The 10,828-nt window shown below is 49.9% G+C and carries 13 protein-coding genes; 11 read left to right on the plus strand and 2 right to left on the minus strand.

The features are described 5' to 3' along the window. Nucleotides 1-3: 3 nt before the first annotated feature. The 4 genes from E1H14_RS13405 (at nt 4) to E1H14_RS04350 (ending at nt 4,857) form a co-directional block, all read left to right on the plus strand. The gene (locus E1H14_RS13405) at nt 4-2,172 is read left to right on the plus strand and encodes a methyl-accepting chemotaxis protein (RefSeq protein WP_149390227.1); all 2,169 of its coding nucleotides are present in this window, start codon (nt 4-6) and stop codon (nt 2,170-2,172) included. Nucleotides 2,173-2,337: 165 nt separating this feature from the next. After that, entirely contained in the window at nt 2,338-4,503 is a 2,166-nt protein-coding gene (locus E1H14_RS04345) for a methyl-accepting chemotaxis protein (RefSeq protein ID WP_149390228.1), read from the plus strand. 28 nt (nt 4,504-4,531) lie between these two features. After that, nucleotides 4,532-4,654 carry a hypothetical protein gene (locus E1H14_RS13340; protein WP_268814352.1) on the plus strand — a complete coding sequence of 41 codons (123 nt, stop codon included), beginning with the start codon at nt 4,532-4,534 and terminating at the stop codon, nt 4,652-4,654. A gap of 17 nt (nt 4,655-4,671) precedes the next feature. Further along, complete coding sequence (locus tag E1H14_RS04350; RefSeq protein WP_149390229.1) at nt 4,672-4,857, plus strand: hypothetical protein; 186 nt, start codon at nt 4,672-4,674, stop codon at nt 4,855-4,857. Nucleotides 4,858-4,895: 38 nt separating this feature from the next. Here the strand turns inward: E1H14_RS04350 and E1H14_RS04355 are convergent, their stop codons facing one another. Beyond that, nucleotides 4,896-5,831: a response regulator gene (locus E1H14_RS04355; RefSeq protein ID WP_149390230.1), complete on the minus strand. Its 936-nt coding sequence runs from the start codon at nt 5,829-5,831 to the stop codon at nt 4,896-4,898. Between the two features lie 543 nt (nt 5,832-6,374). Between E1H14_RS04355 and E1H14_RS04360 the strand changes: the two genes are divergently transcribed. From E1H14_RS04360 to E1H14_RS04390, 7 genes are all read left to right on the plus strand, one after another. Continuing rightward, nucleotides 6,375-6,653, plus strand: a complete 279-nt coding sequence (locus E1H14_RS04360) for a type II toxin-antitoxin system RelE/ParE family toxin (protein ID WP_149390231.1) — start codon at nt 6,375-6,377, stop codon at nt 6,651-6,653. Further along, nucleotides 6,653-6,946 carry a HigA family addiction module antitoxin gene (locus E1H14_RS04365; RefSeq protein WP_023012140.1) on the plus strand — a complete coding sequence of 98 codons (294 nt, stop codon included), beginning with the start codon at nt 6,653-6,655 and terminating at the stop codon, nt 6,944-6,946. The genes E1H14_RS04360 and E1H14_RS04365 overlap by 1 nt, the downstream gene beginning before the upstream one ends. 153 nt (nt 6,947-7,099) lie before the next feature. Then, nucleotides 7,100-8,419 carry a transposase gene (locus tag E1H14_RS04370; protein ID WP_149390232.1) on the plus strand — a complete coding sequence of 440 codons (1,320 nt, stop codon included), beginning with the start codon at nt 7,100-7,102 and terminating at the stop codon, nt 8,417-8,419. Between the two features lie 230 nt (nt 8,420-8,649). Next, a complete protein-coding gene (locus tag E1H14_RS04375) occupies nt 8,650-8,913 on the plus strand; it encodes a BrnT family toxin (RefSeq protein ID WP_149390233.1) in 264 nt (87 codons plus the stop codon). Beyond that, on the plus strand, nt 8,903-9,172 hold the full coding sequence (brnA, locus tag E1H14_RS04380; protein ID WP_149390234.1) for a type II toxin-antitoxin system BrnA family antitoxin: 270 nt from the start codon (nt 8,903-8,905) through the stop codon (nt 9,170-9,172). Before E1H14_RS04375 ends, brnA begins: the two co-directional genes overlap by 11 nt. 78 nt (nt 9,173-9,250) lie before the next feature. After that, complete coding sequence (locus tag E1H14_RS04385; RefSeq protein ID WP_054640921.1) at nt 9,251-9,523, plus strand: CopG family ribbon-helix-helix protein; 273 nt, start codon at nt 9,251-9,253, stop codon at nt 9,521-9,523. Further along, the gene (locus E1H14_RS04390) at nt 9,520-9,801 is read left to right on the plus strand and encodes a type II toxin-antitoxin system RelE/ParE family toxin (protein WP_149390235.1); all 282 of its coding nucleotides are present in this window, start codon (nt 9,520-9,522) and stop codon (nt 9,799-9,801) included. The genes E1H14_RS04385 and E1H14_RS04390 overlap by 4 nt, the downstream gene beginning before the upstream one ends. Before the next feature lie 338 nt (nt 9,802-10,139). Here the strand turns inward: E1H14_RS04390 and E1H14_RS04400 are convergent. Then, nucleotides 10,140-10,828, minus strand: a 689-nt coding sequence (locus E1H14_RS04400; protein WP_149390236.1) for an IS3 family transposase, incomplete at its 5' end; no start/stop codon positions are given.

The raw sequence follows: 10,828 nt of genomic DNA on the forward strand, positions 1-10,828 counted from the left end.
TTTATGCGAATCAAAACACGTGTATCTCTTGGTTTTTCTGCGGTTGCTTTGATAGCGCTTTTATTGGGACTTTTAGGTTATTTGGGTGCCACGCGCAGCCAAAGCGCTGTACAAGCGCTGGGTGAGGAGCGCCTGCCGGGAGTACAAAGTGTCTTAGAGATGCAGATCGCTTTATCACAGGTGGTGACAGGTGTTCGTACCCTGCTGGATCAACACGCCGACCTGGATGCACGTCAGCGTGAATATGGTCAGATTACCCAAGCACGTCAGAAATATCGTGCCGCGATGGAGGTCTACGAGTCACTCCCACGTTCAGACGCCGAAGAAGCGCTGTGGCAAAGTTTTCTGGCGACCTTGCCCGCATGGGTGGAGGCAAACAATGAGATCTTGGCGCTGCATCGGCAGTTAGATGAAGCGCGTCAGCGAGGTCAGGATATGACGCCGTTACAGGAGCGTTTGTCGGAAATGACGATGGGGCAAACCCTAATTTATCAAATAGAAGCCTTCAGTTTTTTAGATCAGGTGGTGTATCTGAACATGGCTGCGGCGAGCAGTGATGTAGACGCCAGCCTAAAACAGGCAGCGGATCTAAAATCGATCAGTCTGTTGGCCATGATTCTAGGCGTTTTACTCGCGGGATTTTTAGGCTTCAGTATTACTCGAGCCATCACGCGTCCGCTGCGGCAGATGGTGTTAGCGGTAGAAACGGTCAGTGAAAATGGTGATTTTGGTCAGCGTGTTGAATACCAGGGTGAAGATGAAATCGGTCAGGTGATACGCGCGTTCAACAAACTCTTAGCCATGCAACAGGCCGCACTCGCTGAAGCCAGCGCGACCGTGGCCGCCTTAGCCGCTGGTGAGATACACCAACGTGTACAGGGTGATTATGCGGGTGATCTTCTTGCGCTAAAAGAGGGGATCAACCGGAGTGCGACCACCATAGAGTTTACGGTTGCTGAGTTACGTAAAGTCATGGCGGCGATACGTCTTGGTGAGTTTGATCTGAAGATTCATTCGGATCAGGTCAGTGGCGAATTTTCCGCAATGCTAAAGGATGCGGATGTGGGGATGCAGGCGCTGTATCAGAGTATTCAGGGCATCATAACCGTCATGTCTCAGACTCAGCAGGGGGTATTTACCTTCCGAGTGGAAGCTGATGCAGAAGGGGATCTGTTACGACTGAAAGAGATGGTGAATACCTCGGTGCAAGCCCTAGAAGAAGCGATGGCGGATATTAGCCAGATCATGGTGGCACAAGCTGAAGGAGATTTAACCCAGCGTATTCAGCGCAGTTATCCGGGTGAGCTGGGTGTGGTCACTCAGGCGGCCAACCATACGGCTGACAAGCTGGATGAGGTTGTGGTCAGCATCCGTGAAGCGGTTGAAGCCGTGAATACCGCCGCGGCTGAAATTGCTGCCGGTAATGCCGATCTTTCACAGCGCACGGAAGAGCAGGCGTCCAGTCTGGAAGAGACAGCTTCCAGCCTAGAAGAACTGACTTCGACGGTCAGTCTGAATGCGGAGAAAGCACAAAAAGCCAATAGCCTGGTGCATGATGCCAGCCTGTTGGCAGAAGATGGCGGGCGTAAAGCTCAGCATGTTGTCAGCACCATGCAGGCTATTCGCGAAAGTTCTGCACGTATTGCTGAAATTACCAGCATGATCGATGCGATTGCCTTCCAAACCAACATACTGGCACTCAATGCTGCCGTCGAAGCGGCGCGCGCAGGGGAACAGGGGCGTGGTTTTGCGGTGGTCGCGAGTGAGGTACGGGCTTTAGCGCAACGTTCGGCGTCCGCAGCGCGTGAAATTAAAGACTTGATTACAGAATCCTCTAGCATCATTGCGGAGGGCGGCGAGTTAGTCGGTGAAACCGGTACGGCCATTGCTAGAATTGTAGAAGCTGTGTGTCATGTCACCCTTTTGATGGGTGAAATCTCAACCGCCAGTCAAGAACAAAGTGATGGAATTGAGCAGGTGAATCGTGCAGTGACACAAATGGATCAGGTCACACAGCAAAATGCGGCCCTGGTAGAGGAAGCCGCAGCTGCGGCTGAATCCTTAGAAGAGCAGGCAAGAGTGTTGCTGGATACGGTTGCCATCTTTCGTTTGCAGCAGACAGGGATCTTGGCTTTACCGAATCATCCGGCATCGGATTCCTGGGCCAGTTGATGGGGCAAAACACGTCATTGACCTGACAATGTATCAGTTCACCTCTGAATTGTATCAAGACCCTACGGACGCTCGGCATTTCGCTTGAGTGTCCCCTTCCTTCTACTTCTCTGCTTTGAGTAGTGTGACCCACGCATCAATGTCTATGTAGTGGGTCAGCCTATAATGAAAAACAATCAGCCCGTCACGCAGCACAATTATCCGGTTCGTGCCGACTGTGCCATCATCTCCCATACCGATGACAAGGGTAGAATTACCTATGTAAATGATGACTTTGTGGACTATGCCGGTTTCACTCGCGCAGAGTTGATTGGCAAAGCTCACAATATCATTCGCCATCCCGACATGCCGGAAGAAGCGTTTCGCGATATGTGGGCAACCCTGAAGGCAGGGCGTGCCTGGCAGGCCATCGTCAAAAACCGACGCAAAAATGGGGATCATTACTGGGTCAAAGCCACGGCTTCCCCGCGTGCAGAAGGTGGCTATATCAGTGTGCGTTTGCAAGCCACAGATGCCGAAATTCAACAGGCGGAAGAACTCTATCGGCAGATGCGCCAGGGCAGCGGGCATCGTCTGGAAGGTGGATATGTGGTTGCACCGGGGCTCCTCGGTTATTTGACGGCTCCCAAGCGTTACTTTCAATCACTCAATTTTGGTTGGAAATTGTTATTGCCCACCCTCCTGCTTTCTACCCTCATGCTCTTTGTGATGGCGCTACAGCTGCAGCAGCTTTATGAAGACACCTTGGAACAAGCGGGCGCACAGAATGCTGAAGATCTTATCGATATGGCGTTTAATGCGCGTATTTTCTACAACGAACATATCTTGCCCAAAGCGCGTGCTGCCGGGTTAGGCATTTCTCATGATCATCTGAACAATCCACACGCCGTTCCACTTCCGGCAACGGTGATGCGTTCACTAGGTGAGATGACACAGGGGCAGGGAGGCTCAAGTTTTCGACTTTACAGTGATCAGCCTTTTCGCTTCCGACAGTCATCGGAAACGCAACTGGATGAGTTTGAGCGTGCTGCCATTGAGTATTTAAGAAACAATCCCGATGCCCATTTTTCGCAGCGGATCGAAATTCAAGGCAAGCCTTATTACCGCATGGCCAAAGCCGATGTGATGACTCAGCCCGGGTGTTTGAGTTGTCATAATACTCATCCCGATTCACCGCGGCAGGATTGGAAACTGGGCGATGTTCGTGGGGTCGCTCAAGCAACGGTACCTCTTGCTGATCTTAGTTCAGCTTTTGGGATACCGGTGCGTAATCTAGGGGTTTCCGTTGCTTTAATGCTGGGGCTGCTGATGTTGATGCTGGCTTGGGTCACTTTGGCGCAGCGTAACCGTCTGCAACGGTTAAAACTGGCAACGGAACAGATCACGTCTGGCAATCTCGTTGAGCCTTTACCTTTAGGTCGCGGCGATGAAATCGGCACGTTGTTTAATGCCGTGGTGATTATGCGTAATCGTTTGTATGAAATCCTGTTTCAAATCAATGTCTCGACTCGTTCTTTGGCGCATTCTGTTGCAGAGATGGTGGCCGCGAGTCAGGACACGGCGCGCGGTGCGGTGGAGCAGTCCAACGCCTCTGCCAGCATGGCCGCGGCGCTAGAAGAGTTAAGCGCCTCAGTTAGCCATATAGGTGAAAATGCCAGTGCAGCGCATCAAGCGTCTTTGCAAGCCGGAGACGTGGCTCGACAGGGGGCACAAGCGGTCTATGCGAGTAGTCATGAAATGAAAAACATTGCCGTTGCTGTACAGCAGTCAGCTCAGCGCCTACAAGCCTTGGAGGCGCTCTCTGCCAACATTGGTCAGATCGTTTCGACCATTCATGGGGTCGCCGATCAGACCAATTTATTGGCATTAAACGCAGCCATTGAAGCCGCGCGTGCGGGCGAACATGGGCGAGGGTTTGCTGTTGTGGCCGATGAGGTGCGTAGTCTGGCCGAGCGCACGGCGATGTCGACCGTAGAAATTTCCAAGATTGTTGGACAAATTCAACATGAAACGGATGCAGCCGCGATAGAGATGCAGCAGGGTGTCAACAAGGTGGAAGATGGCGTGGATAAGGCCAAGCAGGCCGGTGAGTCTGTGGCGGAAATCGAACAGGGTACCTATGAGGTTGTGGCCGCAACACAAGAGATACAGCAGGTTTTAGAAGAGCAGAGTCAGGCCGCGCGTGAGGTGTCAGCAACGGTGGAAAATATTGCAAAACTGGCAGAAAACAATGCGGTACAGGCACATCAAGCGTTAGAAGCCTGTGCACGCGTTCAAGAAGTCAGCCAATTATTAGCTGGACTGGGGAAAGAGTTCCGAGTGTTCAGGTAGTGTGGCTGAGCTTTCAAAAGGAAGATGAATGACTCTTTGGATAAGAACGTTACGGGTGATGCTTTATGATCTGCTGGTGGCGGCTGCATCCGGTGCGCCAAGTGTCTGGGCAGAAAGTAAAAAGGAAATGCACCTGGGTGTTTTGAATTAGAGCAAGCGGTTGCACAGGTGTGCTTGCAAACAGATGTTTGGCCGCAGATTTACGCCAGCCCGGATGAAATGACACGACTCTTTCAGAATCTGATCGGGAATGCGTTGAAATATCATCGTCCTGATCAGCATCCTGTCGTACGGATAGGCGTTGAGGCTATGCCGGAACATTGGCGGTTTTATGTGGAGCCTGAATCCTTCTGAGGGGCAACCTCGCATCTGCAAACATATCAGATAAGAGTTCAAGCCAAGCGTAAAACGCGCCCTTGATTAAATGCCTGATCCCAACTGAGTAGATGTTGGTGCCAGGCTTTTTGCAGTTGCTCTACATGAGTGAGCGCGATGGTGAGGCGCTCTTCTCTGATCAGGCTTACCAGCATTTCAGTTTCCTGTAATAACAGCTGATGCTCTAAGTTGTGGCTTTCTTGATCAGGGTAGTTTGCTTCGCGGTGGCGATGCCCTTCAAGCGCAAAAAACTCAGTCGTGTAAAAAATCAAATCATCCAACCGCTCATCTTCAGATTTCTGATCGTTTCTCTGCAAATGTCGTTGAAACAGAGCGATTAGCTGCAAAATGTGCAGCAATAACCGATCCATCTTCTCATCCCCGGTTTTATACTCCTGCGACCAAACGCCAATCAGCTGCTGGGAAATCCCTCCCTGATTCTCAAGACGTTGAATCAGAGAGTCTTTGCGTTTCTGATCAACTACTTGCAGATCGGTTTTACCAAGCTGATAGATCGCGGTGTCTATCTCGGTATAGTGTTCAGGTGATTTCAGGGCCGTTTTATGGGCAGAGGCCATGACAATTTTGTTACCCAGTGTTTTGCCATTAAAGGGTTTATTGATGAAGCCATTGCAGTCAAGAGTCATGGCACGCATGACATAATCCTTGATGCTGAAATCGGTCACGATGATGACGGGGAGGTCACGGCGAATTCCATATTCGCCGGTGCGTATCCATTGCAACAACTCCAGGCCATTGCCATTTGGCATTTCGATATCGGTAATGACCAGATCTATCTCTGGATGGCGTCGCAGAATGACGCTGGCATCATCACCGTTATAGGCCACGAGCACATTAGCCGCCCCCAGTTTTTGCAGTAAGTGACGTGCACAATGCACCAGGATGGGAACGTCATCTACAACGAGAATATTAAGCGGAGCTATGTTTGCCATGAGTACGCCTCCCTGAAGTACAGCTAAAGTATCCCATCATTCGGAAAAAATGGAAACATAAATTAGAAAAATCGGAATGATGTGCTGTCTTGCATAGAGAAGAAACAGATCAGCGTGCTGGCGTTAGCAATCATCTATAATAAAGTCGTTAAAGATCAGAAGGTTTCAGAGTTGCCAAAACCCCATATCTGGGGCACTCTTAAATCCTGCCAGCAAGAAGTCGGCAGCTACAGTGACAAGGAAAGAAGGATGTGTCGATGTTAGGGATGGTTTGCAGTGTTTATATCTCCTCAGCACCTCATAGGCTTTCTTGTGTATCCCCAAGCAGGGGTGCGGTACTTACCCTATTGAAACGTGGTTTGTCACTTGCTTTACCTTTTGGTTGTATTGACTGGATGGTGAGTTCAATTAATTCAGTTAGTTACGGATAGTTGAGAGTAGTTAAAAGGTATACCTGATAATAATTATTATGAGGTCGAAGACCTCATTAACAGACTGTTAAGCTCTGTTGTTGCGTGATGCGCAACATGCTATCATTGCCTTATGATTAAATCATTCCGTCACAAAGGACTGAAACGGTTTTACTCGACTGGCAACACGTCAGGCATACAGCCTGACCACGCCCAGAAGCTGCGTATGCAGCTGGCTGCCCTGGATACGGCGACTTCGGTGGAAGACATGGATATCCCCGGTTTTCGGCTCCACCCACTGAAGGGTAAAGACAAAGGGCGGTGGTCGATTCGGGTTAACGGAAACTGGCGCATGACGTTCAAATTCCAGGACGGTAACGCCTACATTCTTGATTATGAGGATTATCACTAATGACTATGCATAATCCGCCGCATCCGGGTGAATTCATACGCGAGGTGTACCTGGAACCTTTCGGTATCAGCTCCCGTCAGCTTGCTTCCAGTCTGGGCGTTTCACCTTCTACTTTGTCTCGGCTGCTCAAAGGGGATAGTGGCATTAGCCCTGAAATGTCGTTGCGGCTATCCAAGGTTCTCGGGCGTACTCCTGAGAGCTGGTTGGCGATGCAAGATATGTATGACCTATGGGTGGCTCGCGGCACAGTCAATCTGGATGGTATTCATCGCCTGGACTTCGAAGCAGCTTAACCAATGGCTGTTGTCGGACGCGCCTGCGCTGGCGCTCCGGCACGCCGCAAAGCCAAGCGTTGAGGCTGTCGGATAAGTCCCTCAGCCCTTGGCTGGCGGCATATTGATCCGCTAGGATCACTGAATCGAATTTGAGACCAGAGGTGGCAAGGGATGGCGCGGTACAAGCACTACGATTACAACCAGACCAAGATGATACTGCTGCGTTTTGCGGATCAGATCCAACCTGGCACCTTTGAATATACGCTGAACCACGTCGTGGATACTGATCTCGATCTCAGCGTGTTTGAATCCCGCTATCGCAATGACGTCAATGGTGCTCCGGCTTATGATCCGGCAATTCTGTTAAAGGTGGTACTGTTCGCTTACTCCCGAGGGATCACCAGTAGCCGCAAGATTGCTCAGGCGTGTCGTGAGAATGTGATTTTCATGGCACTGTCGGCTGATAGCCAACCTCATCACAGCACGATTGCTGAGTTTATCTCCCGTATGGATGAAGTGATCGCGCCGCTGTTTACGCATGTGCTGATGGTCTGCGATGGTCTCAACCTGATTGGTCGGGAAATGTTTGCCATTGATGGCTGCAAGCTACCCTCCAATGCCGCCAAGGAGTGGAGTGGTACACGCGCTGAGTTAAACCGTAAACAAGCCAAGATCGACCGTGCGGTTTCACGCATGCTGACCGCGCATCAACACGATGACCGTCAGGATCAACCGCCTGAAATTCTCGCTCGAGAACAGGCCCAGATTGAAAAACTGGAAAAGGTCTCTGCCAAGATAAAAAAGCACTTAGCGACCGCGCCTGAACGGCTCGGTCAGCGTGGCACACCGGTCAAGGGAAATATCACTGACCCGGATAGTGCCAATATGAAGCTGATCTATCGCTTGGATATTGATGGTTACATTGCCGATAACCAGTTCCGTAAACGTGATCCACGCTTTGCTGAATCTGTAACCTTCAACACAGCCAAGGCACAGCGACGTAAAGAACGCGGTGGTCAGGTAGCACAACGCTTCATACCCGCTGACTTCGATTATGATCCGCTGACGGAAACCTGCCGTTGCCCGGCTGGCCAGCCGATGTGGAAACGCTTCAAGGGCTTGATAGATGAGCAAGAAACCATCAGCTTCCAGGGTTACCGCCAACACTGTCGAGATTGTTCTCTAAAACATCAATGCCTGCGTAGACCCAATCAACAAGATGGACGTCAGGTTAGCTTTGCACTGGGTGAGCGCAAACCCCTGTCCAGTTTTATCGAGAAGATGAAGCAAAAGATCGACAGCCCAATGGGCCGCCATATCTACAGCCAGCGCTTGGGTACAGTAGAGCCGGTGTTCGGCAACCTGGAAAGCAATAAAGGCTTGAGTCGATTTACTCTAAGGGGTAAATCCAAGGTGAACGCGCAGTGGTTGATGTACTGTATGGTGCATAACCTTGAGAAAATTGCGACACAGGGGCAACAAAGGCATTAACAGAGCCAAAAGCCTCTGCATGGTGGCTGTGACCGCCTTAGATAATGAATATCGTCTGTTTGAATAAGTAAAACGATTTACTGATTTGAGCAGGTCACAATTAACAGAATGAAGCAGGCGCTGTCGATGCTGGGGATTTTGATTTCAAAATGTCTAATTCGACAGGCTCGTTAGCAGTCAATCATATCCACTTCCTTGCTAAATGAGTAAAAAAGGAATAATTTATACTCATGAACACGTTTGAATTTGATGGTGAAAAAAGTCAAGCGAACCTCCATAAGCATGGAATTGATTTCCATGATGCACAGGCTTTGTGGCAAGACCAAGATTTACTAGAGATTCAAGCTAAGTCAGATGATGAACCTCGTTACCTTGTCATTGGTCTTATAGGTGATAAGCACTGGTCTGCCGTGATCACATACCGAGGTGAAAAAATACGAATTATTTCGGTAAGACGTTCACGCAAGAGAGAGGTAGAGTTGTATGAAAGCTAATGAATTTGATTCAAAATTTGATGAGAGTGCAGAAGACATCATTGACGATCTTGATGTAACAACTGCACGCCGAGTAAATCATGAAGCAAAGCGCATTAATGTTGATTTTCCTGCATGGGTAGTTGAATCGCTTGATCGCGAAGCTGCTCGAATAGGAGTCACTCGCCAATCCATTATTAAAGTTTGGCTAGTAGAGCGTTTGCGTGCTGAAGCTGCTAATAAGCCGCTGAAAAGTGACACCGCGAGCGGTGCACTTTAGCGGAGCGTTAAATTTTTTGCCTACCCTTGTAGACTATGCTGTAATACGTTGTAGTCACCAAATTCGAGGGTCATAGTCATGAGCGTCACCACAGTTCGCCTTCAAGCAGAAGTTGAACAGCATCTGGAAGCAATTGCCAGCAGGCTGCACCGTAGCAAAGGTTGGGTGATCAACCAGGCACTATCGGAATACATAGAAAAGCAGCAGCTTGAGCAAGAGCGGTGGAAACAAACGTTAGAGGCAATGGAGTCTGCTGCCCAAGGCAAGGTTGTTGATGCCAGCGAAGTTCACAGTTGGCTGAATAGCTGGGGAACCGAAAACGAGCAGGATGCGCCTAGGTCAGGTAAGTGAAGCTGGTTTACACGGACGAAGCCATTGATGACTTGAAACGCCTCAGGGAGTTCGTTGCGGTGCACAACCCGTCGGCGGCAGCCAGGATTGCCACCGAACTGGTTGGCAAAATCGAATTACTTCCAGACTTCCCCAAAATGGGCACGCCAGTTGAAATGGCACCGGTACCTGACTCTGTTCGAGATATGGTTTTCGGAAAATACGTTGTTCGATATTCAGTTCATGCCAGTACCATCATTATTCTCCGGGTGTGGCATGGCCTTGAGGGTGAACGATAGCAATTTAACCCGGACGCCCTTGTCTCCGCTTCGCTGCGTCAAGGTCGCCGCTGCGCTCTGCGTTAACCCTTTTTCTTACTGCCTTGCACAGATCCGTCAATGACGTATAATTATCGCCATGTATACAATCATCGAAACCCCTACATTCGAAGCGGATGCCAGAAATATTTGAACCGAGGAGGAGCGCAATGCGTTCTTCGGGTGGTTGGCCGCTAATCCGGAGATTGGTGATCTTATACCTGGCAGTGGAGGATGTAGAAAGGTTCGGTGGTCGATAGCGGGTTTAGGTAAGCGTGGTGGGGTGCGAGTGAATCGACCAGCCTTCTGTAGACCGCTCATTAGTTGTAATTGCCAAGCTTCTCATACTCCAGTGGAGGCATGTCATCAGCATGGCTGTGTTTACGTTTAGAGTTATAAAACATCTCGATGTAATCGAAAATATCTGCTCGGGCTTTTTCCCGAGTTTGATAGATCTTTCGCTTCACCCGCTCCCGTTTGAGCAGTTGAAAGAAGCTTTCCGCAACAGCGTTGTCATGGCAGTTTCCACGTCGGCTCATGCTGGGATATAAATTGTGAGCCTTTAGGAAATTCTGCCATTCATAGCCTGTGAACTGGCTGCCCTGGTCAGAGTGTATTAATACCCTGTTCTTAGGTTTACGGCGCCATACAGCGGCCAATAAAGCCTGTATCACAAGCTCGCCCTCCATTCGCGAACTCATCGACCATCCAATCACAGCTCGTGAGTAAAGGTCGAGTACGACTGCAAGGTAGAGCCATCCTTCATGCGTACGGATATATGTAATATCGGTGACCCAAGATTGATTGGGCAGGTCAGGAGAGAAGGCTCTATCCAAGTGATTTTCAGCCACCAAGGTGGATTTTCCGCCATACAGGCCTCGACGCTTTTTATAACCTACCTGAGCCTTGATTCCCTCTTGTCGCATCAGTCGTGCTACGCGATGTTTACTGCAAGTTTCACCCAAGTCTCTAAGGTCGCTCTGGATCTTTCGATAACCATACACGCAGC

The organism is Nitrincola tapanii, assembly GCF_008368715.1.
In the GTDB taxonomy this organism is placed as follows: Bacteria; Pseudomonadota; Gammaproteobacteria; order Pseudomonadales; family Balneatricaceae; genus Nitrincola; species Nitrincola tapanii.

Coding starts and splice junctions, on each gene's coding strand:
- E1H14_RS13405 (WP_149390227.1), top strand. CDS start 4: ATGCGAATCAAAACACGTGTATCTCTTGGTTTTTCTGCGGTTGCTTTG.
- E1H14_RS04345 (WP_149390228.1), top strand. CDS start 2,338: ATGAAAAACAATCAGCCCGTCACGCAGCACAATTATCCGGTTCGTGCC.
- E1H14_RS13340 (WP_268814352.1), top strand. CDS start 4,532: ATGACTCTTTGGATAAGAACGTTACGGGTGATGCTTTATGATCTGCTG.
- E1H14_RS04355 (WP_149390230.1), bottom strand. CDS start 5,831: ATGGCAAACATAGCTCCGCTTAATATTCTCGTTGTAGATGACGTTCCC.
- E1H14_RS04360 (WP_149390231.1), top strand. CDS start 6,375: ATGATTAAATCATTCCGTCACAAAGGACTGAAACGGTTTTACTCGACT.
- E1H14_RS04365 (WP_023012140.1), top strand. CDS start 6,653: ATGACTATGCATAATCCGCCGCATCCGGGTGAATTCATACGCGAGGTG.
- E1H14_RS04370 (WP_149390232.1), top strand. CDS start 7,100: ATGGCGCGGTACAAGCACTACGATTACAACCAGACCAAGATGATACTG.
- E1H14_RS04375 (WP_149390233.1), top strand. CDS start 8,650: ATGAACACGTTTGAATTTGATGGTGAAAAAAGTCAAGCGAACCTCCAT.
- brnA (WP_149390234.1), top strand. CDS start 8,903: ATGAAAGCTAATGAATTTGATTCAAAATTTGATGAGAGTGCAGAAGAC.
- E1H14_RS04385 (WP_054640921.1), top strand. CDS start 9,251: ATGAGCGTCACCACAGTTCGCCTTCAAGCAGAAGTTGAACAGCATCTG.